Raw genomic sequence first — 25,887 nt, forward strand, 5'->3', positions numbered from 1 at the left:
GCGCCTTTGGGCGACGCGCCTGCCGGGAAAGCGAGGCATTTTCCTACACTACGACGCGGCGCTAGACACGCGCCGCTCTTTCCTATTGCCGGATCGCCCCGCGCGAGGTTTTCGCGCCCCGCCCCCTGTCCGTCCGCGTACGGCGGCAGGCCAATCTTTCATGTATATCAGTGATTTAACCCACCGGCGCGAAAGTGACAGGGTGTAACTTTCGTCACCCGCGCCCGCTTACCTCGAACAGCGCGTATTCGGCGCGCCAGTTCGCGCCCGCGGCACCGACCGGCGTCTCGCTGGCGAAGAACCACTCGCGCTCGATCCGCCCGCCCTTGGCCCGTGCCAGCTCGCGAAAGTCGCGGACGGTCACATGGTGGATGTTCTGCGTTTCGTACCAAGTCACCGGCAGGTGCCGCGTCACCGGCATGCGGCCATGGCGCAGCAGCGCCCAGCGCATCCGCCAATGCGCGAAATTGGGGAAGGAAACGAAGGCGCGCGCGCCCACGCGCAGCAGCTCCTCCAGCATCCGGTCGGGCCGCGCCGCGGTCTGCAATGTCTGGCTCAGGATCGCGTAATCGAAAGCGCCATCGGGATAGAAGGTCAGGTCGCGGTCGGCATCGCCCTGCACCACCGACAGCCCCTGCCCGACGCAGGTCGCGACGCAGGCCGGATCGATCTCGATCCCCCGCGCATCGACCCCCTTGGCCCTGAGCGCCGCCATCAGCACGCCATCACCGCACCCTACGTCGAGCGCGCGCGTGCCCGGATCGACCCGCTCCAGGATCGCGGCGAGGTCGGGGCGCAACTGCTTTGCCTGGCTCATTCGATGAACCCCGCCACCACCCGGTCGAGCGCGGGTACGTCGAGCAGGAAGCTGTCGTGCCCGAAGGGAGCGGATAGCTCGACGAAGCTCGCCTCCGCCCCGGCGGCATTCAGCGCGTGGACGAGGTGGCGGCTCTCCGCCGTCGGATAGAGCCAGTCGCTGTCGAAGCTGACGAGGCAGAACCGGGCGCTCGACCCGGCGAAGGCATCGGCCAGCCGCCCGCCATGCTCCTCGGCCAGGTCGAAATAATCCATCGCCCGGGTGATATAGAGGTAGGAATTGGCGTCGAACCGGCGCGTAAAGCCGCTGCCCTGGTACCGCAGATAGCTCTCGACCTGGAAATCGGCCTCGAAGCCGAAGCTCTTCGCTTCCCGGTCTTGCAAACGTCTGCCGAACTTCTCGGTCAGCCCATCTTCGGACAGATAGGTGATGTGAGCCGCCATCCGCGCCACGGCGAGACCGGCGTCGGGCGCGCCCTGGTCGCCATAATAGTCCCCGCCGCGCCAGTTGGGATCGGCCATGATCGCTTGCCGCCCCAGTTCGTGGAAGGCGATGTTCTGCGCCGAATGCCTGCTGGTGGAAGCGATCACCAGCACCCGCCCCGCCCGCTCCGGCCAGTTCGCCGCGAGGCTGAGCGCCTGCATCCCGCCCATGGAGCCACCCACCACGGCATGCAGCCGCTGGATGCGCAGGCCGTCGAGCAGCCCGACGAGGCCCCGCACCATGTCGCGCACGGTGATGACAGGGAAACGCATGGCATAGGGAGCACCGTCGGGCGCGATACTCGCCGGGCCGGTGCTGCCGAGGCAACTGCCGATGACGTTGGCGCAGATGACGTGGAAACGCGCTGTGTCGATCGACTTGCCCGGCCCCACCATCCGCTCCCACCACCCGGGCTTGCCGGTGACTGGATGCTCGCTCGCCAGATACTGGTCGCCGGTCAGTGCGTGACAGACGAGGATGGCGTTGTCGCGCCGATCGTTGAGTTCGCCATAGGTTTCGTAAGCGATTTCGACATGCTCCAGCGCCTGCCCGCTGTCGAGTTGGAGCGGACCGGGCAGCGCGAGCGTCTGGGGGCGGAAATCGGGCGCCATGGCCGCGTTCGCTTGGGGGCGAACGTCCGGGCTGTCAATCGCGCGCGCCAGCCGCTAGATGCCGCAACCCGATGGACCAGCGCCCGCAATTGAAGCCGTGGATCGAGGCGATCCACCCCTACGTCCCCGGTCGCTCGACCGGCGCCGGCGGCCGCGAGCTGGTCAAGCTGTCGGCGAACGAGAACCCGCTGGGCTGCAGCGATGCCGCGCGCGAGGCGCTCGCCCGGCCGCACGATCCGGCGCGCTATCCCGATCCCGATGCGACCGCCCTGCGCGAAGCGATCGGCGCGGCGCACGGCATCGATCCGGCCCGCATCGTGTGCGGCACCGGCTCCGGCGAATTGCTTGGCTGCGCGGTGCAAGCCTATGCCGGGCGCGGCGACGCGGTGCTTTTCTCGCGCTTCTCGTTCTCGCTCTACCCGCTGCTGGCGGCGAAGGTCGGGGCCGAGGCGATCATGGCCGAGCCGGTCGATTACGGTGCCGATGTCGACGCCATGATCGCCGCGCTAGACGAGCGGGTGAAGGTCGTGCTGCTCGACAATCCGAACAATCCGGTCGGCAGCAGCCTCTCGGATGCCGAAGTCGAGCGTCTGCACGCCGCGCTGCCCCCGACCACGCTGCTGGTGCTGGACCAGGCCTATGCCGAATATGGCGACCCGCAGGCAGCGAGAGCGGGGCTGGAGCTTGCCGCACAGGCCGCGAACGTGCTGGTCACGCGCACCTTCTCCAAGGTCCACGGGCTGGCGGCGGAGCGGATTGGCTGGGCGACCGGCGCACCGCATCTGGTCGATGCGCTCAACCGCCTGCGCGGGCCATTCAACGTTTCCACCGGCGGGCAGGCGGCGGCATGTGCGGCGATCGGCGATACGGATTTCGTCGAACACTCGCGTACTCACAACGCGACCGAGCGTGAGCGTTTCACGGGGGCGATGCGCGCGCTCGGCAATCACGGCCTCCGCTCCATTCCGAGCGCGGCGAATTTCGTGCTGGTACTGTTCGAGGGCGACCTCACCGCAGAAATGGCGCGCGACGGCTTGGTCGAGGCGGGTTACGCGGTACGACACTTGCCCGGACAAGGTCTTCCGCATGCACTGCGGATCACTGTCGGAACCGCCAAGGACATGGATACGATCGCGACCACGATCCGGGAAAGGGCGGAGCGCGCATGATCCAGTGCGTTGCTATCATCGGCCTCGGTCTGCTCGGCGGCTCGGTCGGGCTCGCTTTGCAGGAAAGCCTGCCGCAGGTCGCGACCACCGGTTACGACGCCGATCCGTCCGTGCGAGAGCAAGCTGCCGAGCGTGGACTTGTCGGCACTGTTTGCGCCAGCGCGGCCGAAGCGGTTAAGCACGCCGACCTCGTTATCCTGTGCGTCCCCGTAGGCGCGATGGAAGCTGCCGCACGCGAGATGGCGCATGCCTTGCCTCAGCACGCGATCGTGAGCGATGTGGGCTCCTCGAAAGCAACCGTCGGAGAGGCGCTGGGCCGCGCGCTGCCCGATCACTTGGTCATTCCGGCGCATCCCGTCGCCGGGACCGAGCGAAGCGGACCGGATGCAGGCTTTGCGAGTCTGTTCCGCAATCGCTGGTGCATTCTCACCCCGGCCCCTGATGCGCCAGAGCAAGCGGTGGCCGATGTTTCCGCGCTATGGGAGTCGCTCGGCGCTACTGTCGAGATCATGGATCCGGTTCATCACGACCGCGTACTCGCCGTGACCAGCCACCTGCCGCACCTCATCGCCTACACCATCGTCGGTACCGCCAGCGATCTGGAGGAGGTGACCCGCGGCGAAGTCATCAAATATTCCGCCGGCGGTTTTCGCGATTTCACCCGGATCGCCGCCAGCGATCCCACCATGTGGCGCGACGTCTTTCTCGCCAATCGCGAGGCGGTGCTGGAAATGCTGGGCCGCTTCACCGAGGATCTGACCGCGCTTCAGCGCGCGATCCGCAATAGCGACGGCGATACGCTGTTCGACCTGTTTACCCGCACGCGCGCGATCCGCCGTTCCATCGTCGAACAGGGTCAGGACGACGAACGCGCCGATTTCGGCCGCTCCGACCACGCGATCGACAACCGGGACTAGTCATGCCCGAATTGCCCGAAGTCGAGACCACTGTGCGCGGGCTCGCCCGCGTTCTGGAGGGGGAACGGCTGATCACCGTACGGGTCAATCGCCCCGATATGCGTCGCCCCTTCCCCGTAGACCTCGTACAGTCGCTCACCGGCGCGCGCGTGACCGGCCTTGGTCGCCGCGCGAAGTTCGGGCTGATCCATACCGACCGCGATCAGACCATGATTTTCCATCTCGGCATGAGCGGCCGCTGGCGGATCGACCCGGTGGAAGCGGACAAGCACGATCATCTGCTCCTCGAAACCGACCGGCATCGATTCGCCCTGTGCGATCCCCGGCGCTTCGGCTGGGTCGACCTCGTCGCCACCCAGGAAATCGACGAATGGCCGAGCTTCGCGGCGATGGGACCCGAGCCGTTGGGCGATAGGCTGACCGTCGATCACCTGCGCACCGCGTTGGCGAGCCGCAAGCAGGCGATCAAGCTCTGCCTGCTCGACCAGCGTATCGTCGCGGGTCTGGGCAACATCTACGTCTGCGAGGCATTGTGGCAGGCACGGATCGATCCGCGCAAAGCCGGGGGCCGGGTTTCGCGCCAAGCGCTCTCGCGGCTCGTTCCGGCGATCCGCGAAGTGCTGGAGCAATCGATCCGCGACGGCGGCTCGACCCTGCGCGACTATGCTCAGCCCGATGGCGAACTCGGCTATTTCGCCACCCGCTTCCACGTCTATGGGCGGGACGGCGAATCCTGTCACCGTGCCGATGGGGGAGTGGTACGACGCATCGTTCAGGGCGGGCGTAGCACATGGTATTGCCCCCGCTGTCAGCGATGATGCGCGAGTTTCTTGACGATTCGCCCATCCACGACTATGTCGCGCCCTTTCCGGCGCTCCGGCGCCCGTTTTCACATGTTTCGAGCGATTCTCGCAGGCGGCTCCCGCCCTCTGCCACGACTGGGATAGACAAGACGATATGGCCAACACGCCGCAAGCCAAGAAGCGCATCCGCCGCAACGCCAACCGCGCCGAGATCAACGGCGCCCGTATGAGCCGCATCCGGTCCTTCGTGAAGAAGGTCGAGACCGCGATCGCCGGTGGTGACAAGAAGGCGGCGGAAGCCGCTCTCAAGGATGCGCAACCGGAACTGGCGCGCGGCGTTTCTCGCGGCGTCATGCACAAGAACACGGCCTCGCGGAAGATGAGCCGCCTGTCGAAGCGCGTCGCTTCGCTGTAAGGCCTGGCCGCGACGGCGGCCTTTTAGCTGCGATTTAGCACTCTCGAACGCGTCGGGCCTCGGTCCGGCGCGTTTGTCATATGGCGCTACCGGAGCCTGGCCCGAGCGGATGGATATGAAGCGCCGGAATCCCACGATTCGCACGGCATTTCGGTCGAAAACCAAGCTATAACATTGGGTTGGACGCAGGCCTGCGGGCTTGCGCGCTGTCAACTTCATTATTTCAAATAAATTACGTCCGCGCCCCTTGAGCGAATCGGTGGAGAGCGGTCTAACTCTCATCTCACCCGGTCAGCGTCGTACCGGACTTAAATATCGTGAGTGACGAAGGGGGCGCTCGGGTCTTTCTCGATCCGGGCGACGGGATAGCTTTGTCAGCGTGGTGGAACCGGTCGGAAGTGTCTGCTTTCCGGGTCGGGGAGGACGTGGGAGGTTGAGAATGAGTGTTCGTGATACCACCGCGCGGGATATGAAGGGCGAGGGAATGGAAGATATCGAAGCGGTGAACCTGGCGGCGGACTGGGCTGATATCAGCCAGGGCTTGCGCAAGGATCTGGGCCACCAGCTTCACAGCCAGTGGATCAAGCCGATCCAGCTCGGCGGCTTCTGCAAGGACACCGGAACGCTCGACCTTTACCTGCCGACCGAATTTTCCGCCAACTGGGTGCAGGACCGCTTCGCCGATCGCCTCAGCCTCGCCTGGAAGATCGCCCGTAGCGAAGTCCGCACCGTACGCATTCAGGTTCATCCCGGCCGCCGCAAGTTTGCCGAGCTGGCGATGGGCGACGGCCGCCGCGCCGCGAATGACGGTGGTGATTTCGGTAACACGGTCCATGGCGTCGGCGGGATGGCCGATAGCGGCTTCACCGCGCCCGTCGGTCTGGATGCCGCACTCACCTTCGCTGCGTTCATTACCGGTGAAGCCAACATCCTGGCGTGCAACGCCGCCCAGCGGATGTCCGCCAACGAGCAGCCCCAGTTCAGCCCGCTTTATCTCAAGGGCGCGACCGGCCAGGGCAAGACCCATCTGCTGCATGCGATCGGGCATCAGTATCTGACCAACCATCCGCGCGCGCGTATCTTCTACTGCAGCGCCGAACGCTTCATGGTGGAATTCGTCCAGGCGCTGAAGCAGAATCGGATGATCGAGTTCAAGGCACGCCTGCGCAGTTTCGACCTGCTGCTGGTGGACGACATCCAGTTCATCATCGGCAAGGCGAGCGCGCAAGAGGAACTGCTTTACACGATCGACGCGCTGCTGGCCGAGGGCAAGCGGCTGGTCTTCGCCGCCGACCGCGCACCGCAGGCGCTCGACGGAGTCGAACCACGCCTTCTTTCGCGCCTGTCGATGGGCCTCGTCGCCGACATTCAGGCAGCCGATCTGGAGCTTCGCCGCAAGATCCTCGAATCGAAGCTGTCGAAGTTCGCACCGCTCGACGTGCCCGAGGACGTGATCGATTTCCTCGCCCGGACCGTCAGCCGCAATGTTCGCGAACTGGTCGGTGGGCTCAACAAGCTGATCGCCTATGCCCAGCTCACCGGGCAGGTCGTTTCCTTGCAGCTTGCCGAGGAGCAGCTGACCGATATCCTGTCGGCCAATCGCCGCCGGATCACGATCGACGAGATTCAGCGCACGGTATGCCAGTTCTATCGGATCGACCGCTCGGAAATGAGCAGCAAGCGCCGTGCGCGCGCTGTGGTCCGCCCGCGACAGGTGGCCATGTACCTCGCCAAAGTGCTGACCCCGCGCAGCTATCCCGAGATCGGACGCAAGTTCGGCGGGCGCGACCATTCGACCGTTATCCACGCAGTGCGCCTGATCGAGGACCTGCGCCAGCGCGACGCGGATATGGATGGCGATGTGCGCAGCCTGCTACGCCAGCTCGAAAGCTGATTTAGACAGCGCATCCACCGCCGTTGCCGGATAGATCGACAGCCTTGCGCACAGGGCTGTCGACAGCCTTTGCACAGCCTGCCAACAGGCATGCCATGGCATCCTCCACCAAGCTGTCCTCAGCCCGGCTCGACCGTTTTGCGCGCCATATCGTGCTGCCCGAGATCGGCGGCGCGGGGCAGGCGCGGCTGGCCGAAGCGCATGTCGCGATCGTTGGATTAGGCGGTATCGGCAGCCCGGCACTACAATATCTCGCAGGGGCCGGGATCGGGCGGCTGACGTTGATCGATAGCGGCGATGTCGAGGCGAGCAATCTCCAGCGCCAGACCATCTACACCGAGCGCGACATCAGCCATGGCAAGGCGGTGATCGCGCGCGGCTGGCTGGCCGATTTCGATCGCGTTCTGGAGGTCGATATCAGCGACGCAAGGATCGAACCCTGCAACGCGCGAGCGATGATCGATGGAGCCGAGTTGGTGATCGACGGCACCGACAATTTCGCCACCCGGCTAGCGGTATCCGATGCCTGTGTCGCGGCCGGCGTTCCGTTACTCTCGGCTGCGGTAGGCCGGTTCCAGGGACAGGCCGGCGCATTCGCCGGGCACCTCCCAGATCACGCGTGCTATCGCTGCTTCGTCGGCGACGCCTTCGATGCCGAGGATTGCGATACCTGCGCTGAGGACGGAGTGCTGGGCGCAATGGTCGGCTGGGTCGGCACCTTCGCCGCGATGCAGGCGATCAAGGTGCTGCTGCGCGGCGTGAGCCAGTTCGGCGATCCGCGTTGGGGAACCGTGTTTCAAATGGACGGTCTCGCGCCCGGCATGCGCAGCTTCGCTATCCCGAAGGACCCGACCTGCAAAGGCTGCGGAGACTAGGCTCGCCAGCGGGCGATGAAGAATCCGTCGAGACCGCCGACATCGGGCAGCATGCCGGGATCGGTCCGGAGCCAGCCATCGGTAGTCGCGGCAAGATTCGCCGGCAGTTCGTCGGCACGGATCGGTTCCGGCGTCAGTTGCACACGCTCCGCCTGCTCCTCACCTTCCGCCCGTTCGAGGGAGCAGACCGCATAGATCAGCGTGCCCCCCGACGCGAGCCATTCGGTTGCACGGTCGAGCAACGCGGTCTGGAGTTCCGCAAGCTCTTCGATCTGACGCGGGCCGATGCGGTGCAAAACGTCCGGATGGCGGCGACAGGTGCCGGTCGCGGTGCATGGCGCATCCAGCAGGATAGCGTCGAAAGCGCGTTCCGGCTGCCACTGCAGCGCGTCGGCAATGACTGTGTGCGCGGAGAGGCCCGTGCGGGCGAGGTTCTCTTTCAGCCGCTCCATCCGTCGCTTGCTGATATCGAGCGCGGTGACGTCCCACCCGGCGGTTGCCAGTTGCAATGTCTTCCCGCCCGGTGCAGCAGCGAGATCGAGCACGCGGCGGCCGGCGCCCTCCCCCAATAGGCGTGCAGGTAGCGACGCGGCGAGATCCTGCACCCACCAAGCCCCCTCGGCGAAGCCAAGCAATTCCTCTATCCGCGATCCGCGCGACAACCGGATATGGCTAGGCGCCAGGCTCATGCCGCCTTGTCGCTCTGCCCACGCGTCCGTTTCGTGAACATCGCGTAGCGCTAGATCGAGCGGGGGCGGTTCTGACAGACCCATCGCGATCGTCTCTGCTCGCGTTCCCCAGCGCGCCGCGACGGCATCGGGCAAGGTCGGCACCGGAGGCAGGGCCGCGCCGCGCTTAGTGAGCGTCGAGAAGACCCCGTGCGCCAATCTGCGCGGCCCGCCCGCGAGCAAAGGCAATCCGGTCGCGATCACCGCATGTGGTGGCGTCTCTAACCGAAGCGCCTGCGCCAGCATCAGCCGCAGCACCATGCGCGGCTTCGCATCGTCGGGTAGGCGGCGCTTGGTCGCGCTGTCGATCAGCGCGTCGAGATCGACCAGCCAGCGCAACGCCTCGCTGGCGATCGCGCGGGCGAGAGCGCGGTCTTCCGGTGCCAGGCCCCGCGCCGCGACGCCTTCCGCCTGGTCGAGCGTTTCGCCCCGGCGTAGCACGGCATCGAGAAGCTTCAGCGCAGCGCGGCGCGCGCCGAGCCCGGCGGGTTGGGATTGGTCTGCCATGTCCACTCCGCTAGCCGCGCTTGAAACCTTAGGCCAGAGCGCGCATTTTCGTAACATGACCGAACGCGCCACCAAGCGGCCCGAAGGCTTCACCAAGCCTGCGCACTGGACGAACGAGCCGGTGCCCGAACCGAAACCGATCGAAGCCGCGGAAAAGGACCCGCGCGGCCTTTCCCCCACCCGCTACGGCGATTGGGTAAAGGACGGGATCGCGATCGATTTCAGCTAGAGCGCGTGCAGGCTGATCCGCAGCCCGTCCTTGGGGCGCGGGATCGGCCAGGCCTGCCATTCGGGTACGTAACCCTCCGCAATCTCAACCCGGTAGCGGGTCAGCATCTGCGCCAGCAGGATCTTGATCTGCATGTAGGCGAAGTGCAGGCCCAGGCACATATGCGCCCCGCCGCCGAACGGCACCCAGGCATATTTGTGTCGCGTCTTTACCGCTTCGGGCAAGAACCTTTCGGGATCGAAGCGCTGCGGCTCGGGCCAGTGCGCCGCCAGGTGATGAACGTAATGCGGGTTGATCCCGACCGGCGTTCCGGCGGGAACGCGGTAGCCTAGAAATTCGAAATCTTTGAGCGCACGACGCGGGATCGAGGGAACCGGCGGCATGAAGCGCAGCGCTTCCTTGAACGCCATCTCGGTCAGCTCGGCCTTGGCCATATCGTCGTAGGAAAGACTGCCGCGGTCGCCAGTCAGTCCGCCCAATTCGTCGCGTATACGGTCCTGCCAGTGCGGCTCGCGCGCCAATAGCCAGATGAGCGAGGTCGCGCTGGACGTGATGGTGTCGTGCGCTGCCATCATCAGGAAGTTCATGTGATCGACCACCGCGGCGACCGGCATCGGCGTACCGTCTTCCATCTCAGCAGTGGCGAACTGGCTGAACATGTCCTGCCCTAACCCATCGCCCGCCCGGCGGCGCTCGGTCTCGCGGGTGAACCAGTCGACCAGGAAGGCGCGGCCCTCGACCCCGCGGCGCATCTGCGTGCCGGGCAACGGGCGACGGATTGGTGCAACGGAAGCCTGCACCATCTCGACGAAGGCATGGTTGATCGCTTCCGCTTCCTCGCCCAGTGGCAGGCCAAGGAAGCTATCGGCAGCGAGGTCCAGCGTCAGCTGCTTGATCGCTGGGTAGAACTGCATCTCGCCCGCGCCCCATTCGCCCATGCGGGTGCCAATGCCGCGATCCAGCGCATCGGCATAGTGGCGCATCGGCCCCGGCTTGAACGCGATCGACAGCGCGCGCCGGTCCGCCCGGTGATGGTCGAAGTCCATCAGCATCAGGCCGCGCGGGAACAGCTTGTCGAGTACTGGCCCCCAACCCTGCTCGCTGGAGAACACCTTGTCCCGGTCGAACAGCATCAGCTCGTTCGCATCGGCACCGATCAATGCGACGTGCCATGCGCCCATCGTGCGCACCTTGTAGATATGGCCGTAGGTTTCGATCATCCGCCGGGCGAAAGCATGTGGGTCGGCGAGTTGATTGAAGGTGTGGCCGACAACCGGCCAGCCCGCTTCGCCCGGAATATGTTCGAGCGCACCGGCGGGTAGCCGGTCGGACCAATGGGCGAAGCGCAAGGGTGCAGGTGCGTGAGCGGTCGCGACGGATGCCATGGACAGTCCTCCTCCTGACATCGATGTAAATAAGCCGCGGCGTTAAATCCAGCCCGACAATTCCTGTCGCATCAGTGTCTCGATCATATCCATCCCGGCGTCACTTGCATTGAGGCAGGACAGCGCGGCGAACTGCTCCCCCCCGGCGTCGCGGAACTGATCGCGACCCTGAATGGCCAGCTCCTCCAGCGTCTCAAGGCAGTCGGCGGAGAAGCCAGGCGCGGCGACCGCAATGCGGCGAACGCCTTCGCGGGCGAAGCGCATCAATTCGGCATCGGTGGCGGGCTCCAGCCATTGCGCACGGCCGAAGCGGGATTGGAAACTCGTCTCGATCCGCAGGCCCGACCGCTTCAACCGCTCGCTCAGCAGCCGCGAGGTCTTGCGGCAATGGCAGTGATAGGGATCGCCCAGTTCGAGTGTGCGCACCGGCATGCCGTGATAGCTGAGCAGCAGCACTTCCGGCTCGAAATCGAGCGCGTCGAGTTGCCGCGCGATATCGGCCTCGAGCGCGTCGAGAAAGGCCGGGTGATCGTGATAGGGCGGCAGGGTTCGCAGGCTCGGCTGCCAGCGCATGGCGCGCAGCGCATCGCCCGCCTTGTCCACGGCGGTCGCGGTCGTCGCACCGGAGTAATGGGGGTATAGTGGGGCGAACAGGATACGCTCGCATCCGGCCGCGCGCATCGCCTCCAGCCGTTGGGGGATCGACGGATTGCCGTAACGCATCGCCCAATCGACCCGGACACCATCGCCCAAAGCGCGCTGCAGCTTCTCCGCCTGGGCTCGCGTGATCGCCGCCAGCGGCGATCCGTCAGGACTCCACACCTGTCCATAGGCATGCGCGCTCTTCTTGGGGCGAGTGTTCAGAATAATCCCGCGCAGGATCGGCTGCCATACGATCTGGGGGATTTCGACCACGCGCCGGTCGGACAGGAATTCGGCGAGATAGCGCTTCACCGCCGCCGGAGAAGGATCGTCGGGTGTGCCGAGATTGACCAGCAGCACGCCGATGCCGCCGCTGTGCACCGGCGGATGGTCGTTCGGGAGAGATTGCGGCTGCCAGGTCATTGCGTCCGCGCCCTACAACCCGCCGGAGAGCAGGGGCAAGCGTCTTAGCCGCAGCCCGGTCGCAGCGAAGAGCGCGTTGGCGATGGCGGGTGCCGCGATGACAGTCCCGATCTCGCCCGGATCGAACGGCGGCGCATCGCTGGCTACGAACTTCAGCGTGATCTCCGGGCTATCGGCGAGTAGCGGCAGCGACAGATCGGCCAAGCGTGCCGAGCGGGGCAACCCCGTCTCGTATTCGGTACTGCTGCCCAGCGCGAGCGAGGTCCCGAATATCAATCCGCCTTCGACCTGCTGGCGTGCGATGTCGAGGTTCACGATGCGCCCGATATCCATCACCGCATGCAGGCTGGAGACGCGCACCCCGCCCTGACCCCGGCGAGCGGTCGCAATGCAGGCGATACGGCCGCCGCTCTGCGCATTGCCCATCCGGTGGCATGCCACGCCCTGCCCGCTTTCGGAGCCCCACTGTGCAAGATGTGCCGCTTGTTGCAGGCATTCGGCCAACCGCGGATCCCGCCCCAGCATCCCGATCCGGAACGACAGCGGCTCGCGCTTCGCCCGCGCTGCCGCCTCGTCGACGAAGCTTTCGGTGACGAAGGCGATTATCGCATCGCCCCCGCCCCGCATGCGCGAGACAGGTAAAGGCAGATCGACCGGGACATGCTGCACCGCGACGTTGGGGATGTCGTAGGCGGGCATCGCCCCCGCACAGGCGAGCGCGTCCGCCTCTCCCGAAACGCGCGCTATCGCTCCCTGCGCCGTCCGGTTGTCGAACAGACGCGCGCCCAGTTGCCGCATTACGGGTGGCATCGCGATGCGGGTCCGCTGCGCCTCCAGCGAGCCCGCCGGGCCGAGCCGCGCGCTCGCGATGACCGCGGCAGGGGCTCGGGGAAAACTCGCCAGCATTTCCTGCCAGCGGGACCAAGTCAGTTGCACTGGCCGTCCGGTCTCGCGGGCGATCACCGCAGCCTCTATCGCATGGCCGAAGGATAGGCGCGCATCGAAACTGCCCCCGGCAGGCATCGGATAGATGACCGTGTTCGACAAGGACACGCCGGCCGCCTCGGCCGCCGCAGCCCGCGCGCTTTCCGGAACCTGGCACGCCACCCACAGCTCCAGCCGGTCGTCGTGGAGCCACGCCGTTGCACTTGCGGTTTCTATCGGCGCATGCACGGCTGGAGCGATATCGTAGCGCACCATCAGATCGGGCTTCTCGATCCCTTCGGCTCCGCCTCCTCGCGTGGCGATGTCATGCGCGTCGCCGTGGCGCACTGCTTCGTCCAAGGCTGCGTCCATGGCGCTACTGTCGGCCCAGCGGCCATCGCCGCCGAAGACGGGCTCCATCGCGGCGAGCGCCCGTTCCGCAACCCACCAGGTCTCCCCCATCGCTGCAATCCAGTCGCGCCCGCGCACCACACCGGTTACACCCTTCGATCCGCGAAGTGCGCCGATGTCGAAATGCTCGAGAGCGGCGGGACCCACCGGCCCGTGACGGATCGCGGCATGTACCATGCCAGGCAGGCGAACATCGCCGGCGAAACGCCATCCGCCGTCGACCTTTGCCGGCAGATCGAGTCTGGGGAAGGGGATTTCCACCTCCTGACCTGCCGGTACCGGGGTTTCCTGAGCCGCTGATGCTCGCAATATCGGTATGTCCGGAACCGAGCGCCGCGCCGCGCCCTGAGCGAGATTTGCGAACGACAGCCGCTTCGAACCACAAAGAACGAACCCGGCGCGCGTGTCGCACGCATCGGGCTGGACATCCCAGCGCTCGGCCGCTTCCTCTATCAACATCGTCCGCGCCACCGCCGCGCCCTCGCGAGCCGACGTCTCGTAAGCGTCTAGGGTCGTTCCGGCGGCGGTTGCATCGAAGCGGGCACCCTCGGCGAAACGCCGGGTCAGGAGATCGGTGGGGTCGCTCGCAAGACCTGCGGCGAACGGCATCCATAGCGAAGCCCATCGGGCCGCCAGCGGGAGATTGGGGTAGGCACCGCTCGACGGTACCGGTTCGACCGCAACCTGGCGCCAGTCCGCGCCCAGTTCCTCCGCCACGATTTGCGGAAGAATGGTGCTTACGCCCTGCCCCATTTCGAGCTGCGGGAGAGCCACGGTTACCACCCCGTCGGGCGCTATCGTCAGCCACGCACCGAAAGCGGCATCGCCGGCGCCCAGCAACATGGGATCGGCGAAACTGCGGGGACGCAACAGCCACCCGACGACCAGCCCACCGCCGATCGCGGTCCCGGCCAGCACGCCGCGACGGCTGACCTTCACCCCTGCGCCTCGAGCCACTCGGCCAGCTGGCGCGCTATCGCTGCAAACGCGTCCGCCTCATCGCCATCACCGGCTGCGGGCGGGGTACCGGCGTCGCTCGCCACCCGAATCGATGGCGTGAGCGGGATACGCCCCAGGAATGGCAGGTCGAGCGCTGCGGCAAACTTCTCCACTCCGCCCTGACCGAAAGGATCGCTGATCTCCCCGCAATGGGGGCAGGCGTAACCGGCCATGTTTTCGACCAGCCCGATGACGGGCACCTTCGCCGTTTCGAACAACTGCCCGGCCCGCGCCGCGTCGATCAGCGCCAGATCCTGCGGGGTGGAGACGATGACCGCCCCATCGGGCTTGTGCTTCTGCACCATGGTGAGTTGCACATCCCCGGTGCCGGGGGGCAGATCGATCAGCAACAGTTCGGTATCGCCCCAGTCGGCATCCACCAGCTGGGTCAACGCACCGCCTGCCATGGGTCCACGCCAGGCCAGCGCCTTGCCCGGTGGGGCGAGGTGCCCCATTGACAGCATCGGAATGTCCAAGGTGCCGGTAACCGGCTGCAACCGCTCGTCCTTCGCCTGGGGCTTCTTCTTCTCGCTCGCGAGCAGACGCGGTTGCGACGGACCGTAGACGTCGGCATCGACGACGCCGACCTTTACCCCTGCACGCTTGAGCGCCACCGCGAGATTTGCGGTAAGGGTGGACTTCCCAACCCCGCCCTTGCCCGATCCGATCGCGACGATGCGGCGCCGTGTGCGTTCCGCCATGATCGCGACCGCCACGCTTTCGATACCTTCTAGACCTTCCGACGCTTGCCGGATCGCCGCTTCCGTTGCCTCGCGGTCGGAAGCGGAAAGGCCTGACCCGTTCAAGACCAGCGTCAGCCGTTTTTGATCGATGCGCAGCGATGCGATCCGCGCCGCGAGCCCGGCGGGGAGCCTGTCTTTGATACCCTTCTCGTCCATCGGCGATGCCCTAGCAGCAAAATTGCGGTCGCAACCCCTGTTTTTCGCGAGATTGCCTCCCTATAACGATCCGATGGACATGCTGGACGGGTTGAGGAACAGGGTCGCGCTCGCGATGGCCGGTAAGAACCCCTGGGGCCCGCCCCGGGGGAAGCCGGATTCCGGATCGAACGACGGGAATGCGGGCTCGGGGGAAAGCGGTGGGCCGGAGGGCGCGCCTTCGAACGACGGGGGCAAAGGTCCCCGCAATCCGTGGCTGCCGCCGAGCGATGACAAGCCGCGCCGGTCCGCCAGCATAGAGGACATCTTCAAGAACCGCGGGCCGGAGGGGCCGCGGCGCACGGGCCCCGGTGGGGGCGGACCCAATTTCCGCCTGCCCCAACGCTCCGGCGGAAAAAGCTGGCTGCCTCTGCTGGCGGCCGTGCTCGTCGGATTGTGGCTGATCTTCACCGTGCCCCATCAGATCGGGCCGAAGGAACAGGGCATCGTTACCTGGGCCGGGGGCAAGTATTCGAACACGCTCAGTTCGGGGCTGAACTTCACTTGGCCGTGGCCGATCCAGCAGGTGGATGTGGAAGATGTCAGCACATTCCGCTCGGAACCCGTGGGTGGCAACGGAGAGAACCTGATCCTGACCGGGGACCAGAACCTCGTCGATCTTTCCTATGTCATTCGCTGGAATATCTCGGACTTGAAGCAGTTCAAATTCCAGCTCGCCGATCCGATCGAGACGGTGAAGGAAGTGGCCGAGTTCGCTATGCGCGCTTCGGTTGCGGAAAAGGAACTCGACGCGGTGCTTTCCGGTGCCGGTCGCGGCGATATCGAGCAGCGTGTGCGCAATCGGATGCAGACGACGCTCGATGCGTACAAGTCGGGGATTTCCGTCCAGGGTGTCGAAATTGAGAAAGCCGATCCGCCCAAGCAGGTGATCGAGGCGTTCAAGGACGTTTCGGCAGCGCAGCAGAACGCCGAGACCGACGTCAATCGCGCTCGCGCCTATGCGCAGCAGGTGCTGGCCCGTGCACAGGGCGATGCCGCCGCGTTCGACAAGATCTATGAGGAATATCGCCTCGCACCAGAGGTGACGCGGCGCCGGATGTATTACGAAACGATGGAAAGCGTGCTGGGCCGAACGGACAAGACGATCGTCGAGGCGCCGGGCGTGACCCCCTATCTCCCGCTGCCCGAACTGAAACGCCGCAACCAGCCGGCCGCACCGCAGGAGGGCCAGTGATGGAAACGCTCTGGGAGAAATACAAGCTCGTCCTGATCGTGATCGGCGTGGCGCTGGTTCTGCTGGCGATGAGCGTCGTCGAAGTACCGGAGACCAAACAGGCGGTAATCGTGCGAACGGGTGAACCCGTCCGTGTGGTCAACCAGTTCCGCCAAGATGCCGCTTACGGCAACACGGGCGCAGGGCTGGTACTGCGCATACCGTTTCTCGAACGGGTGCAGGAGATCGACAAGCGTGTCCTCGACCTCGACATGGAGCGGCAGCAGGTCCTTTCGAGCGACCAGCAGCGTCTCCAGGTCAATGCCTACGCGCGGTTTCGGATCGTGAATCCCGTGCGGATGGTGCGCACCGCCGGCACGACCGAAAACGTCGAGATGCAGCTGCAGCCGATCCTTAGTTCGGTCCTGCGGCAAGAGCTCGGCCGTCGTCCATTCGCGGCGCTGCTTACCGCCGACCGAGGCGAAGCGATGCGCAATATCCGCGAGGCGCTCGACCGACAGGCGCGCCAGTACGGTGCTCAGGTCATCGACGTTCGGATTAAGCGCGCCGACTTGCCCGAAGGCACGCCGCTCGAATCGGCCTTCACGAGAATGGAAGCCGACCGGCAGGAAGAGGCCGAGACCATCCGCGCGCAAGGGCGCAAGAACGCGCAAATCATTCGCGCGGAGGCAGAAGCCGAAGCGGCCAAGACCTACGCCGCCGCCTACGGCAAGGATCCGGATTTCTACGACTTCTACCGGGCCATGCAGAGCTATCGCACCACCTTCGAAACGGGGGAGGGAACAAGCTCCATCATCATGTCGCCCGACAACGAATATCTTCGCCAGTTCCGGGGCCAGCGGTAATTCGGATCGACGTTAAATCGAGGTTCAGCGCCGGCGGTTCATGGGCTGCGCAATCGTCGCGCCGCTCGCCCGCGGCAGTTCCCCGACGAAGCTAGCTGAAAAGGAAAAGAAGGGACGTGAAACCTGTGCGATATGCCTACGGTCTGACCACCGCGCTGCTGGTTGGTGGCGCCACCATCTCGCTTGTCACAGGCCAGCCGGCCGGCGCGCAAGTGGCCCAGAACGACGACAGCCGGATGCAGCACGCGGTTCCGCGCGCGGGCGCGCCCGACAGTTTCGCCAATCTCACCGAACAGCTGGCACCCGCGGTCGTGAACATCTCCACTCGTCAGCGGGTTGAGGTCCAGAACACCAATCCCTTCGCCGGCACTCCTTTCGAAGGGCTGTTCGGCCAGCGCGGCTCCGGGTCGCAACCGCAGACGCGCGAAGGTGTGTCGCTCGGTTCCGGGTTCATCATCTCCGCCGATGGTACCGTGGTCACCAACAACCACGTCATCAGCCCGGAGGGACGCGCGACGGTGGAAGAGATCACCGTCACCACGCCCGACGGCACCGAATACGCCGCGACGCTGGTTGGATCGGACGAGCAATCCGATCTCGCAGTGCTCAAGATCAATTCCGACAAGCCCTTCCCCTTCGTCAAGTTCGGCGATTCGTCGCAGGCCCGTGTCGGCGATTGGGTGATCGCGATCGGCAACCCGTTCGGTCTCGGCGGCACGGTGACCGCCGGCATCGTTTCGGCGGTGTATCGCAACACCGGGTCCGGCAGTGCCTACGATCGCTATATCCAGACCGATGCGAGCATCAACCGCGGCAATTCGGGCGGGCCGTTGTTCGACATGCAAGGCAACGTCATCGGCATCAACAACGCGATCTTCTCGCCTTCGGGGGGCAGCGTCGGGATCGGTTTCGCCATTCCGGCGGAGACCGCAGCCCCGATCGTGGAGCAATTGCGCAGCGGCGAGACGATCGAGCGCGGCTATCTCGGAGTACAGATACAACCGGTGACCGACGAGGTCGCTGACTCGCTCGGGCTTCCGAAAAATCGCGGCGAGTTCGTGCAGTCCGTGGTCGATGGCGAGGCGGCGGAAAAGGCCGGAATTCAGGCTGGCGACATCGTGACCAAGGTCGACGGTAAGGAAGTGACACCGGACCAGACGCTGTCCTTCCTCGTCGCGAACATCGAACCTGGACAGACCGTGCCGGTGGAACTCATCCGAGACGGGCGCAAGCGCGCGGTTCGCGTCACCGTCGGCAAGCGCCCGACCAACGAGGAACTGCGGCAAAGCCAGATGTTCGGGGGGGACGAGAGCGACAACCAGCAGATGGCACCCGACGGTTCGACGAGTGAGATCGTGGGCAAGGCACTGGGCCTTGGCGTCGTGCCGGTCGACCCGCAGATCGCCCGGCAGCTCGGCGTGTCAGCGGACACCACCGGCCTCGCAGTCACGGTCGTGGATCCGAATTCGGACGCCGCCCGCAAGGGTCTCCAGCGGCGCGACATCGTCCTGTCGGCGAATTACAAGAAGCTTGAAAGCGTCGATCAGCTCGAAGCGGTCATCGCCGAAGCAAAGGAATCGGGTCGCGAAGCTGTTCTGCTGCGCGTTCTGCGTCGGGGCCAACCGGCGCAATACATTCCCATCCGCGTTCGCTGATTTAGCACTGGCCGCCGGAGCCTCTTGGGAGGAACCGGCGGCTTACGCTCCGCTCAAGCGCACTGTTGGGTGCTTCTGGTCGTTTCGGGACGGAGATACTGGCTATGACAGGCAGGGGAACGGCTCGGACTTTGCTGGCGCTGTTCTACGCGGCTGCAGGCGTTTTTCACCTCGCCACGCCTGATGATTTCATGAAGATCATGCCCGGCTGGGTGCCCTATCCAGATACGGTGATTGCGCTCACCGGGATTGCCGAGCTGCTGGGTGCGGCGGGATTGGTCCAGCCTATCTCGGGAAGGTTACGAAACGCAGCGGGTATCGGGCTCGCCCTTTACGCCGTGGGCGTTTTCCCCGCCAACATTCATCATTTCGTTCTGGACATGGCGCGCCCTGACCATGGGTGGGGCCTTGTCTATCACGTACCTCGCATGTTCGCGCAGCCCGTGCTGGTATGGCTCGCCCTGTGGACCGGCGGCGTGACGGACTGGCCGTTCCGCCGCCGGGAGCCATCGGACTAGCTAAGGTGCTTCGAAACCGCAGCAGTCATCTTGAACATGGAGATCTGCTCCTTGCCGATCACCGCGCCCAGTTTGTCGTCGGCATTGATCATTCGCTTGTCCTGCGCATCCTGCAGGTCATGCTTCTTGATATAATCCCACACCTTGCTGGTAACCTCGGCACGGGTCATCGGACCCTTGCCAATCACATTCTCCAGCTCCGGCGAAACATTCACCGGCTTCTGCAGTGCATTGTTCTTTCCAGCCATTATCGTTCCTTTCTCATGGCTCTTCGAAATCATCCTCCACCCAATCCTCTTCCGCCGTCGGACGGAAGCTGGCGGTCGTAACGGTTGCGGCGATCACATGCCCGTCGATCTCGGCAAACAATTCCTCCTTGCTCGCCCCCGGCATCAGAGTCAGCGGCAGATCGAGCGCGAACAGCTGAAACACGTACCAGTGCGACCACCCTTCCTCCGTCAGCGCCGGCAGCAGCCAATCGGAATTCCCGCGTGCGTTCTTTCCGGTCCTGGGTGGCGCTTCGCCTTCGAGCAATTTCGCGCGTTGCCCGGGCAGGCCCCACACGAGCCAATGGCAATCCGGCGGATCGGTGCTGGCATCTTCCACTACCAGAACCAGCTCCTGCGTACCCGGAGGGGGCGCTGTCCACTCCATCGGCGGGGCGACGGCGTCTTCCTCCTCCGCTGTAAAGGAAGGATCGAGTTCCCCGCCATTCTCGAACGCCGCGCTCGAAATCGCGAAACCGCCCCGGTTCATTTTCGCTTCCGCAGCGAAACGCGCCAGCGCCAGGCTTGCGCGCGGGGGGCAGTTCTCGGGCAAAAAACGTTTGAGCCAGTCGGCCATGGATATCGTCACCTTTCCTCTGCCGCGTGCTAAGCTTTCGATCCGGGTTTGGCGAGGGGAACGGACGCGGTTTTTCAACAGATGGCGCCGGAAACGCGCCCAGGAACACCGCACCTCCCGACGCAGGCGACTTGCCCCGCGACGATTGTCGCGTAAGAAACGGATAGAACAGGGTTTTTGGGGGCCTTGCGCGGCGAGCGTCGCGCAGGTGTGCCATTGGGGAGAGCAGGATGGGTATGGGTCGCACGTCGCTTTTGGTTGCGCTGGCAGGCGCTCTGGCCGCTTGTGGCGGGGGCGGATCGGGTGGCAGCGGTTCGGGACCGACGTCTGGCGGAAATACCGGTGGTGGCAGCTCCGGCGGGGGAACCTCAGGCTGGGGCTCGGCGAGCGGCACGTGTTCGCTCACAGCGAGACAGAACTGGGTTTTCGAGCAGCTCGACCAATATTATCTGTTCCCCGACAAGCTCGCACGTAACTTAAATCCGGGTGCCTATGCCACGGTCCAGGATTATATCGACGCGCTCGTTGCGCCGTCCGTCTTCCCGACCGGCGGACCCTTGCAACGCGCCGGCCTCACCTACATCACTTCGATCCAGGAAGAGGAAGAGCTGATCAATTCGGGCGCGAGCGCTGGCTTCGGCGTGCGCTTCGCGTTGAGTTCGAGCAATCGGCTCTACGTGCTCGAAGCCTTCGAGAACGGCCCCGCCTATCCGCAAGGTCTCGACCGGGGGACAGAGATCATATCGATCAACGGCAAGTCGGTGGCGCAGCTGCTGTCGAACGGAACGATCAACGAAGAGCTTGGGCCTTCGACCCCCGGATTGACCGTTCAGTTCCGCATCCGCCAACCCGACGGGATGACCCGCGATGTCTCTGTCACGAAGACGGTCTTTTCGCTCGACCCGATCTCGGATCGCTATGGCGTCAAGATTCTGGACAATGGCGGTACGAAGGTGGGCTATATCAACCTTCGCACCTTCATCGTCGCCGATGCCGCGCCGCAGCTGCGCGCAGCGTTCGGTCAGTTGAAGGCCCAGGGCATAACGCAGGTGATCGTCGACCTGCGCTATAATGGCGGCGGGCTGACGTCCGTGGCCGAAGTCTTCGGCAGCCTTTTGGGCGCGGATCAGGTCGGGAAGGTATTCAGCCATACCGTCTTCCGCAATTCGCTGGCGCAGTACAACGAAACCGTCAATTTTTCGGCCGAACCGAATGCCATCCCCGCGATGAAGATCGCCTTCATCGGTACGGGCAGCACCGCTTCGGCAAGCGAACTGGTAGCCAATGCCTTCATTCCCTATCTCGGAAACAACACCGCGCTGATCGGCTCCAACACCTATGGCAAGCCGGTCGGCCAGATCGCCCTGGACCGCGAGGCGTGCGATGATCGACTGCGCGCGATTGCTTTCCGCACCACCAATGCGAACGACCAGGGGGACTATTACGGCGGGCTCGCCAGCGTCTTCCCGGTGACGTGCCGCGCGACCGACGATTATCTGAAGCCGCTGGGCGATCCCACGGAAGCTTCGGTTGCGACCGCTCTGGACTTCCTCGCGGGGCGCAGTTGCACGCCGATCACGGGCAGCAGCACGGCGCGAACCACCGCGGGCACGAAGGCAACAATGCGCGTGCTGCAACCTGCCCAGCCCGGCACCCTGGAGCGCGACGTGCCCGGTGCCTACTGATCGATTGCAAGGGAGTGCCGACCCATGGCCCAACGCGAATACGCAACCTTCGCCGAGTTCTGGCCTTTCTACCTGCGGGAGCATAGTCGGCCGCGCACCCGCGCGCTGCATTATATCGGGACCACGCTGGTAGTGGCGATCGCGCTGTTCGCGGTGGCGACCCAGCGTTGGTGGTGGTTGCTCGCCCTTCCGCTGGCCGGGTATTTCTTCGCCTGGCTGGCGCATTTCACTGTCGAGAAAAACCGACCGGCGACATTTACCTATCCGCTATGGAGCCTCGCGGCCGATTTCCGCATGTGGGCGCTCTGGCTGAGTGGGCGGCTGGGCCCGGAACTGAAACGGGCGGGCGTGAACCGCTAAGGCTTATCTGTCGCAGGCTGCCGGTCGGTCGACGCGCAGCCTTCCAGCTGACGGTCACCCACCTTCACCGTCACGGTATAGGGATAAGTCCGGTCACTCATCCCGTCGGAGCACGCCCCGGGGGTCACCATCATGTCGAAGGGCCGCCCGTCGAGCTGCCCTGAAAAAGCGATCCCGCCCTGCCCGTAGAAGCGTTCGACATCGATACTTTGCCCAGTTGCCCCGTCCATCGTGTTTTCCGGCGTGCGCCAGACCAGCGTATCGCGGCGGACGGTGCCGCCCCAGAACGGCTCGGTACCGGTAAAGGTGATCACTTCGGCTTCGCCGATGCCCCGAAATCCTTGCGGCGCTGTATCCGGCGTTACTTCATCCGACGGTGACGAACAGGCGGAGACTGCAACCAGGGCGAGTACGGAAAGGAAAATACGCATTGCCTGCCCTTACTCCGGTCGCGCAACTGGGCAAAGGTCAGGCGCAGCCTTCGACATAACCAAGCTGTGGCATGGTGCCGACATGGATAAGGTCGACCTTTCCGTCTCCCCCGATTTCGAAGCGCAGCGCGCTTTCGCCGAGGCTGGCGTTGGGGGCGGTCAAGTATTTGCCGCCCTCGATATATTTATGCGGCTCTTCGCGAAAACCCCCGAACCATTGTCGCACTGTTTTCTCACTGGCACCCGGGCCGATCCCCTCGGCAAGTTTCACATCCGAGCTCTTGCCGATCGTAATGCGTCGAACGATACCGTTCTCGGTCAGCGCATAAACACCGGGGTAGTCGGGAGAAGAGACCGTTCCACAAGGGCCTTCCGGGTCGACCTGCGCACCGCGCTGGGCCCAGCCCGAGTCCTTGGGAACCAGCTGCCCGATCCTGAGCGCACCGAGACCCTCCAGAGAGAGGACCTTCGCGTCGTTCACCGGGGTAGCAGAACGCTCGGCCGGGCTTTCCGCCGGTGCCTGCCCGGTCGAGACAACTTCGGAAGGCGCAGTGTCGCCTGCCTCTTCCGACGATGGGGCACATGCCGCCAATGGCAGAACGAGAAGAACGAAAGGTATCGCGCGTTTCATGGCCAAGACAGCGTATCGGGCAGCGCCGGGTTCCCGCTCGGATAGATCGGCAGACCCACGCGTTTCACCCGCATGAGCAAGTCCCGGGTCGCCATCACCGGCTTTCGCCCCTTTCCCGGCGTGCCGACCAATCCGAGCGCGACCCTGATCGACAGCCTGCGGGGCGATACCGCATGGGCGCAGCAGCATTCCATCCAGCCCATCTTTCACCTGCTCGACACCGTCTACGCCGACCTCGACCGCACGGTCGGCAAACTGTTCGCCGATGAGCCCGCCGCGCTGATCCTGACGGGCTATTCGCGGATCGCGACCGGTCTCAAGCTCGAAACAGGTGCGACCAGCGTCTGCAGCCCGGTTTACGCCGATGCGAGCGGCTTCACACCTCCTAAGTTTCGCGATCCGGTATCGCTGAAGGCGAACCGATCGGTCGATTTTGCCGCGCTGGTCGATAGGTTGCGGCGGGCGGACGTTCCCGCATACCTATCGGACGACGCCGGGGCCTATGTGTGCAACCGGAGCTATTGGCTCGCCCTCGATCATGTCGCGCGCGCGGGTCTTTCCACGCGTGTGCTGTTCCTCCACCTTCCGGCGATAGCGGGCATGGCAGACGGCCCGCCCGGCGGTTCCGGCGCGATGGAGCTGGCGACCATGCAACGCGGGCTCGGCATCGTGGCGCACGCCCTCGCTTAGCTCACCGCTACCAGCAAGGTCGCCACGCCCAGCCCGATGGAGAGCGGTACCCGCAGCGCCATCCACCAGCTCGGCGCGCTGGGTGCGATGCGGCGATCGACCCACAGGCTGGCGACCAGACCGACCGCCAGTGCCACCAGCGACGGGCGGGGCCATTCCTCGCCGAACACCCACGGCAGATAGGTCGCCAGCGCGACCAGGCTGGGCAGGACGGAGGCGACCCACAGCCAGCCCGGAACGCGTTCCCCCTCGCGAATGCGGCTGGCGGCGATCCCCCACCATAATCCGCCGAGGAAGCTGAAGATCAGCGCGGCATAGCCCCATGCGATCGCCAGCGCGGCGTAGCGCCAGCCCTCCGGACCGAGCCACAGCGCGGCGACACAGGCGAGTTGCGGCAGCAGACCGGCAAAGCTGAGAGCGCGCGGCAGCGGAGGAATGCTTCTCATGCGCTACTGCGTACCGGCGTTGCGGCCGTTTCGCCCACCACCGTGTTCCACCGAACGACCCGCCAGTCTTGCACGAGTCCATTGGCCACATAGGGATCACTTGAGGCGAAGCGTTCGGCGGCCTCAGGCCCGTCCCCTGTGAACAGCAGCAAGGCCTGGTCCGCCGGGTCGGTTGCCCCGCCGAGAAGCAGTTCGCCGCGCTCGGCAGCTTCCCACGCCAGCGCCAGATGTTCGTCGCGGAATGCGGCGCGCCGAGCGAGATAGTCGGGTGAAAGCGCGTAAGTCAGCAGATAGTGTCCCATGGGCACTTCCTCTGCCAAACCCGCCACCACCGCAACCCCGGACGTCGGCCTAGCGTGTCGCGCGCGACAAGCGGCGGCGATTGGCCTGCACGGGTTTGCGATAATGCTCGACCATCCGCTCCCCGACCGCGGTGCCGCTCTGGAACGGTCCGCCCGCCAGCAGCGCGGGCCATAGCAGCGCCGCCGCGGTCAGCTTCTCGCTGACCATCCGGTTCGCCTCCCGTTCAGCCAGAGGCCCCCCGGCCATCATCCGCCAGCCACGCAGCCACATGACGAAGGCGGCCTCGTTTGCCAGCATCCAGGTATCGAACAGCAATTCGGGCGGGGTCTTGTCGCGTTTGGGGGTCATGATCGTCTCCGGCAGCGCAATGCTGCACTGCAACAACGCGCCGTAGGAGGAAACGGCCCCGCCCGCCTCGGGTCGCCGATCAATTCGTGAGCGGGCGACGAAAGTGACACCCCGTCACTTTCGCTATTCGTCTCCATCCTCTTGAAACAGAGCCATAATCTCCTCGTCGGAGAGGGCGGACGGACAGCGGGGCGGCGCGCGAAACGGGTCGTGCGGCCCGATCGCGGCGCGCATCGTCTCGATCTCGCCCGCATCCTCCGGGCCGAGCGCGCCGGTTTCCACCGCTTCGCCCGCCTCCAGCCGGGCCAGCAGCGCCTCGAAATCCCGGGCGTGCCGTTCAGCGCTGGCGTTGAGTCGGCCCAGCGCCGGGTTGCCGCCCGACGTCATGGAATTGAGCAGCGCAACGGTCAGCCGCTCGTCATACCGGCGATAGGTCCCGACCAGCTCGCCCTGGTAATAGACCGGCACCTCCACCCCGTTCAGCGCGCGCTCCAGCGCGGCGTGGGCCAGCACGTCGTAGGAATGGTGGAAGGCGACTTCCCAGGCGAGGTCGAACGCCTGCCCCTTCAGCCGGCTGCGCAGGCGATAGGCCGACTGGCGGCTCATCCCGACGGACCGGGCCGCCTCGCTGACCGAATGCGTCGCCGATAGCTGCCGCAGAAAGGCGGCCTGTCGGTCGAGCGACCAGCCGTCGTGTCGGGTGATGGTTTGGGCGGATGGGCGCGTCTGCTTGCTCATCCGGCAGGATAAGGCAGATTTTCGCCGAG

29 protein-coding genes are annotated in these 25,887 nt (G+C 65.2%); 14 read left to right on the forward strand and 15 right to left on the reverse strand.

All coding sequences use genetic code 11. The features are described from left to right. Positions 1-214: 214 nt before the first annotated feature. Together metW and MKP08_RS00810 are read right to left on the reverse strand one after the other, a co-directional pair. Positions 215-817, reverse strand: a complete 603-nt coding sequence (gene metW / locus MKP08_RS00805; protein ID WP_241554488.1) for a methionine biosynthesis protein MetW — start codon at positions 815-817, stop codon at positions 215-217. After that, positions 814-1,911 carry a homoserine O-acetyltransferase gene (locus MKP08_RS00810; RefSeq protein ID WP_241554489.1) on the reverse strand — a complete coding sequence of 366 codons (1,098 nt, stop codon included), beginning with the start codon at positions 1,909-1,911 and terminating at the stop codon, positions 814-816. Before MKP08_RS00810 ends, metW begins: the two co-directional genes overlap by 4 nt. 71 nt (positions 1,912-1,982) lie before the next feature. Between MKP08_RS00810 and MKP08_RS00815 the strand changes: the two genes are divergently transcribed. The 6 genes from MKP08_RS00815 to MKP08_RS00840 all read left to right on the forward strand — a co-directional run bounded on the left by MKP08_RS00815 (position 1,983) and on the right by MKP08_RS00840 (position 7,984). Beyond that, the gene (locus tag MKP08_RS00815; protein WP_241554490.1) at positions 1,983-3,080 is read left to right on the forward strand and encodes a histidinol-phosphate transaminase; all 1,098 of its coding nucleotides are present in this window, start codon (positions 1,983-1,985) and stop codon (positions 3,078-3,080) included. Beyond that, on the forward strand, positions 3,077-3,997 hold the full coding sequence (locus MKP08_RS00820) for a prephenate/arogenate dehydrogenase family protein (protein WP_241554491.1): 921 nt from the start codon (positions 3,077-3,079) through the stop codon (positions 3,995-3,997). Before MKP08_RS00815 ends, MKP08_RS00820 begins: the two co-directional genes overlap by 4 nt. Before the next feature lie 2 nt (positions 3,998-3,999). Then, positions 4,000-4,815 (forward strand): bifunctional DNA-formamidopyrimidine glycosylase/DNA-(apurinic or apyrimidinic site) lyase, encoded by an 816-nt coding sequence (gene mutM, locus MKP08_RS00825; protein WP_241554492.1) that lies wholly within the window; start codon positions 4,000-4,002, stop codon positions 4,813-4,815. A gap of 139 nt (positions 4,816-4,954) precedes the next feature. Then, positions 4,955-5,215 carry a 30S ribosomal protein S20 gene (gene rpsT / locus MKP08_RS00830; protein ID WP_215227431.1) on the forward strand — a complete coding sequence of 87 codons (261 nt, stop codon included), beginning with the start codon at positions 4,955-4,957 and terminating at the stop codon, positions 5,213-5,215. Between the two features lie 439 nt (positions 5,216-5,654). After that, entirely contained in the window at positions 5,655-7,109 is a 1,455-nt protein-coding gene (dnaA, locus tag MKP08_RS00835; RefSeq protein WP_241554493.1) for a chromosomal replication initiator protein DnaA, read from the forward strand. Positions 7,110-7,204: 95 nt separating this feature from the next. Next, positions 7,205-7,984 (forward strand): HesA/MoeB/ThiF family protein, encoded by a 780-nt coding sequence (locus tag MKP08_RS00840; protein ID WP_241554494.1) that lies wholly within the window; start codon positions 7,205-7,207, stop codon positions 7,982-7,984. Here the strand turns inward: MKP08_RS00840 and MKP08_RS00845 are convergent. Then, entirely contained in the window at positions 7,981-9,219 is a 1,239-nt protein-coding gene (locus MKP08_RS00845) for an RsmB/NOP family class I SAM-dependent RNA methyltransferase (protein WP_241554495.1), read from the reverse strand. The two genes, MKP08_RS00840 and MKP08_RS00845, sit on opposite strands and share 4 nt — an antisense overlap. 55 nt (positions 9,220-9,274) lie before the next feature. Between MKP08_RS00845 and MKP08_RS00850 the strand changes: the two genes are divergently transcribed. Then, on the forward strand, positions 9,275-9,448 hold the full coding sequence (locus MKP08_RS00850; RefSeq protein ID WP_241554496.1) for a DUF1674 domain-containing protein: 174 nt from the start codon (positions 9,275-9,277) through the stop codon (positions 9,446-9,448). Here the strand turns inward: MKP08_RS00850 and MKP08_RS00855 are convergent. Genes MKP08_RS00855 through MKP08_RS00870 form a run of 4 tightly spaced genes read right to left on the reverse strand, consistent with a single transcriptional unit; the run spans position 9,445 to position 15,131 of the window. Next, entirely contained in the window at positions 9,445-10,833 is a 1,389-nt protein-coding gene (locus MKP08_RS00855) for a cytochrome P450 (RefSeq protein WP_241554497.1), read from the reverse strand. The two genes, MKP08_RS00850 and MKP08_RS00855, sit on opposite strands and share 4 nt — an antisense overlap. A gap of 42 nt (positions 10,834-10,875) precedes the next feature. Then, on the reverse strand, positions 10,876-11,898 hold the full coding sequence (gene hemH, locus MKP08_RS00860) for a ferrochelatase (protein WP_215227425.1): 1,023 nt from the start codon (positions 11,896-11,898) through the stop codon (positions 10,876-10,878). Between the two features lie 12 nt (positions 11,899-11,910). Then, entirely contained in the window at positions 11,911-14,172 is a 2,262-nt protein-coding gene (locus MKP08_RS00865) for a molybdopterin cofactor-binding domain-containing protein (RefSeq protein WP_241554498.1), read from the reverse strand. Next, positions 14,169-15,131 carry an Mrp/NBP35 family ATP-binding protein gene (locus MKP08_RS00870; RefSeq protein WP_306300105.1) on the reverse strand — a complete coding sequence of 321 codons (963 nt, stop codon included), beginning with the start codon at positions 15,129-15,131 and terminating at the stop codon, positions 14,169-14,171. Before MKP08_RS00870 ends, MKP08_RS00865 begins: the two co-directional genes overlap by 4 nt. Positions 15,132-15,204: 73 nt before the next feature. Here MKP08_RS00870 and hflK point away from each other — a divergent pair, with 73 nt between their 5' ends. From hflK to MKP08_RS00890, 4 genes are all read left to right on the forward strand, one after another. Next, positions 15,205-16,365: a protease modulator HflK gene (gene hflK / locus MKP08_RS00875; RefSeq protein WP_241554499.1), complete on the forward strand. Its 1,161-nt coding sequence runs from the start codon at positions 15,205-15,207 to the stop codon at positions 16,363-16,365. After that, positions 16,365-17,210: a protease modulator HflC gene (gene hflC, locus MKP08_RS00880; protein ID WP_241554500.1), complete on the forward strand. Its 846-nt coding sequence runs from the start codon at positions 16,365-16,367 to the stop codon at positions 17,208-17,210. The genes hflK and hflC overlap by 1 nt, the downstream gene beginning before the upstream one ends. 125 nt (positions 17,211-17,335) lie before the next feature. After that, positions 17,336-18,865, forward strand: coding sequence for a Do family serine endopeptidase (locus MKP08_RS00885; RefSeq protein ID WP_215229756.1), 1,530 nt, complete (start codon positions 17,336-17,338; stop codon positions 18,863-18,865). 104 nt (positions 18,866-18,969) lie between these two features. Further along, complete coding sequence (locus tag MKP08_RS00890) at positions 18,970-19,383, forward strand: DoxX family protein (protein ID WP_241554501.1); 414 nt, start codon at positions 18,970-18,972, stop codon at positions 19,381-19,383. On the opposite strand, the gene MKP08_RS00895 is transcribed toward MKP08_RS00890, so the two are convergent. Then, positions 19,380-19,631, reverse strand: coding sequence for an SWIB/MDM2 domain-containing protein (locus tag MKP08_RS00895; RefSeq protein ID WP_215227420.1), 252 nt, complete (start codon positions 19,629-19,631; stop codon positions 19,380-19,382). The genes MKP08_RS00890 and MKP08_RS00895 overlap by 4 nt on opposite strands. Positions 19,632-19,644: 13 nt before the next feature. Then, the gene (locus MKP08_RS00900; protein WP_241554502.1) at positions 19,645-20,226 is read right to left on the reverse strand and encodes a YbhB/YbcL family Raf kinase inhibitor-like protein; all 582 of its coding nucleotides are present in this window, start codon (positions 20,224-20,226) and stop codon (positions 19,645-19,647) included. 230 nt (positions 20,227-20,456) lie between these two features. Here MKP08_RS00900 and MKP08_RS00905 point away from each other — a divergent pair, with 230 nt between their 5' ends. Next, complete coding sequence (locus tag MKP08_RS00905; RefSeq protein WP_241554503.1) at positions 20,457-21,911, forward strand: S41 family peptidase; 1,455 nt, start codon at positions 20,457-20,459, stop codon at positions 21,909-21,911. Positions 21,912-21,935: 24 nt separating this feature from the next. Continuing rightward, complete coding sequence (locus MKP08_RS00910) at positions 21,936-22,271, forward strand: DUF962 domain-containing protein (protein WP_241554504.1); 336 nt, start codon at positions 21,936-21,938, stop codon at positions 22,269-22,271. Here MKP08_RS00910 and MKP08_RS00915 read toward each other — a convergent pair. Together MKP08_RS00915 and MKP08_RS00920 are read right to left on the reverse strand one after the other, a co-directional pair. Continuing rightward, positions 22,268-22,702, reverse strand: a complete 435-nt coding sequence (locus MKP08_RS00915; protein WP_215227417.1) for a COG3650 family protein — start codon at positions 22,700-22,702, stop codon at positions 22,268-22,270. The genes MKP08_RS00910 and MKP08_RS00915 overlap by 4 nt on opposite strands. A 37-nt stretch (positions 22,703-22,739) precedes the next feature. Further along, positions 22,740-23,333 (reverse strand): hypothetical protein, encoded by a 594-nt coding sequence (locus tag MKP08_RS00920; protein WP_241554505.1) that lies wholly within the window; start codon positions 23,331-23,333, stop codon positions 22,740-22,742. 72 nt (positions 23,334-23,405) lie between these two features. Between MKP08_RS00920 and MKP08_RS00925 the strand changes: the two genes are divergently transcribed. Then, positions 23,406-24,023 (forward strand): hypothetical protein, encoded by a 618-nt coding sequence (locus tag MKP08_RS00925; RefSeq protein WP_241554506.1) that lies wholly within the window; start codon positions 23,406-23,408, stop codon positions 24,021-24,023. On the opposite strand, the gene MKP08_RS00930 is transcribed toward MKP08_RS00925, so the two are convergent. The 4 genes from MKP08_RS00930 to MKP08_RS00945 form a co-directional block, all read right to left on the reverse strand. Further along, entirely contained in the window at positions 24,020-24,469 is a 450-nt protein-coding gene (locus MKP08_RS00930) for a DUF3429 domain-containing protein (protein ID WP_241554507.1), read from the reverse strand. The genes MKP08_RS00925 and MKP08_RS00930 overlap by 4 nt on opposite strands. After that, on the reverse strand, positions 24,466-24,771 hold the full coding sequence (locus MKP08_RS00935) for a YciI-like protein (RefSeq protein WP_241554508.1): 306 nt from the start codon (positions 24,769-24,771) through the stop codon (positions 24,466-24,468). The genes MKP08_RS00930 and MKP08_RS00935 overlap by 4 nt, the downstream gene beginning before the upstream one ends. Before the next feature lie 49 nt (positions 24,772-24,820). After that, positions 24,821-25,120 carry a hypothetical protein gene (locus MKP08_RS00940; RefSeq protein ID WP_241554509.1) on the reverse strand — a complete coding sequence of 100 codons (300 nt, stop codon included), beginning with the start codon at positions 25,118-25,120 and terminating at the stop codon, positions 24,821-24,823. A gap of 123 nt (positions 25,121-25,243) precedes the next feature. Beyond that, the gene (locus tag MKP08_RS00945; RefSeq protein WP_241554510.1) at positions 25,244-25,858 is read right to left on the reverse strand and encodes a hypothetical protein; all 615 of its coding nucleotides are present in this window, start codon (positions 25,856-25,858) and stop codon (positions 25,244-25,246) included. Positions 25,859-25,887: the final 29 nt, after the last annotated feature.

It is taken from the genome of Erythrobacter sp. LQ02-29 (assembly GCF_022576075.2).
GTDB lineage: Bacteria > Pseudomonadota > Alphaproteobacteria > Sphingomonadales > Sphingomonadaceae > Alteriqipengyuania.

What these genes read in the sequence shown, in the direction of transcription:
- metW (WP_241554488.1), bottom strand. Translation starts at nt 817, where the DNA reads ATGAGCCAGGCAAAGCAGTTGCGCCCCGACCTCGCCGCGATCCTGGAG.
- MKP08_RS00810 (WP_241554489.1), bottom strand. Translation starts at nt 1,911, where the DNA reads ATGGCGCCCGATTTCCGCCCCCAGACGCTCGCGCTGCCCGGTCCGCTC.
- MKP08_RS00815 (WP_241554490.1), top strand. Translation starts at nt 1,983, where the DNA reads ATGGACCAGCGCCCGCAATTGAAGCCGTGGATCGAGGCGATCCACCCC.
- MKP08_RS00820 (WP_241554491.1), top strand. Translation starts at nt 3,077, where the DNA reads ATGATCCAGTGCGTTGCTATCATCGGCCTCGGTCTGCTCGGCGGCTCG.
- mutM (WP_241554492.1), top strand. Translation starts at nt 4,000, where the DNA reads ATGCCCGAATTGCCCGAAGTCGAGACCACTGTGCGCGGGCTCGCCCGC.
- rpsT (WP_215227431.1), top strand. Translation starts at nt 4,955, where the DNA reads ATGGCCAACACGCCGCAAGCCAAGAAGCGCATCCGCCGCAACGCCAAC.
- dnaA (WP_241554493.1), top strand. Translation starts at nt 5,655, where the DNA reads ATGAGTGTTCGTGATACCACCGCGCGGGATATGAAGGGCGAGGGAATG.
- MKP08_RS00840 (WP_241554494.1), top strand. Translation starts at nt 7,205, where the DNA reads ATGGCATCCTCCACCAAGCTGTCCTCAGCCCGGCTCGACCGTTTTGCG.
- MKP08_RS00845 (WP_241554495.1), bottom strand. Translation starts at nt 9,219, where the DNA reads ATGGCAGACCAATCCCAACCCGCCGGGCTCGGCGCGCGCCGCGCTGCG.
- MKP08_RS00850 (WP_241554496.1), top strand. Translation starts at nt 9,275, where the DNA reads ATGACCGAACGCGCCACCAAGCGGCCCGAAGGCTTCACCAAGCCTGCG.
- MKP08_RS00855 (WP_241554497.1), bottom strand. Translation starts at nt 10,833, where the DNA reads ATGGCATCCGTCGCGACCGCTCACGCACCTGCACCCTTGCGCTTCGCC.
- hemH (WP_215227425.1), bottom strand. Translation starts at nt 11,898, where the DNA reads ATGACCTGGCAGCCGCAATCTCTCCCGAACGACCATCCGCCGGTGCAC.
- MKP08_RS00870 (WP_306300105.1), bottom strand. Translation starts at nt 15,131, where the DNA reads ATGGACGAGAAGGGTATCAAAGACAGGCTCCCCGCCGGGCTCGCGGCG.
- hflK (WP_241554499.1), top strand. Translation starts at nt 15,205, where the DNA reads ATGGACATGCTGGACGGGTTGAGGAACAGGGTCGCGCTCGCGATGGCC.
- hflC (WP_241554500.1), top strand. Translation starts at nt 16,365, where the DNA reads ATGGAAACGCTCTGGGAGAAATACAAGCTCGTCCTGATCGTGATCGGC.
- MKP08_RS00890 (WP_241554501.1), top strand. Translation starts at nt 18,970, where the DNA reads ATGACAGGCAGGGGAACGGCTCGGACTTTGCTGGCGCTGTTCTACGCG.
- MKP08_RS00895 (WP_215227420.1), bottom strand. Translation starts at nt 19,631, where the DNA reads ATGGCTGGAAAGAACAATGCACTGCAGAAGCCGGTGAATGTTTCGCCG.
- MKP08_RS00900 (WP_241554502.1), bottom strand. Translation starts at nt 20,226, where the DNA reads ATGGCCGACTGGCTCAAACGTTTTTTGCCCGAGAACTGCCCCCCGCGC.
- MKP08_RS00905 (WP_241554503.1), top strand. Translation starts at nt 20,457, where the DNA reads ATGGGTATGGGTCGCACGTCGCTTTTGGTTGCGCTGGCAGGCGCTCTG.
- MKP08_RS00910 (WP_241554504.1), top strand. Translation starts at nt 21,936, where the DNA reads ATGGCCCAACGCGAATACGCAACCTTCGCCGAGTTCTGGCCTTTCTAC.
- MKP08_RS00915 (WP_215227417.1), bottom strand. Translation starts at nt 22,702, where the DNA reads ATGCGTATTTTCCTTTCCGTACTCGCCCTGGTTGCAGTCTCCGCCTGT.
- MKP08_RS00920 (WP_241554505.1), bottom strand. Translation starts at nt 23,333, where the DNA reads ATGAAACGCGCGATACCTTTCGTTCTTCTCGTTCTGCCATTGGCGGCA.
- MKP08_RS00925 (WP_241554506.1), top strand. Translation starts at nt 23,406, where the DNA reads ATGAGCAAGTCCCGGGTCGCCATCACCGGCTTTCGCCCCTTTCCCGGC.
- MKP08_RS00930 (WP_241554507.1), bottom strand. Translation starts at nt 24,469, where the DNA reads ATGAGAAGCATTCCTCCGCTGCCGCGCGCTCTCAGCTTTGCCGGTCTG.
- MKP08_RS00935 (WP_241554508.1), bottom strand. Translation starts at nt 24,771, where the DNA reads ATGGGACACTATCTGCTGACTTACGCGCTTTCACCCGACTATCTCGCT.
- MKP08_RS00940 (WP_241554509.1), bottom strand. Translation starts at nt 25,120, where the DNA reads ATGACCCCCAAACGCGACAAGACCCCGCCCGAATTGCTGTTCGATACC.
- MKP08_RS00945 (WP_241554510.1), bottom strand. Translation starts at nt 25,858, where the DNA reads ATGAGCAAGCAGACGCGCCCATCCGCCCAAACCATCACCCGACACGAC.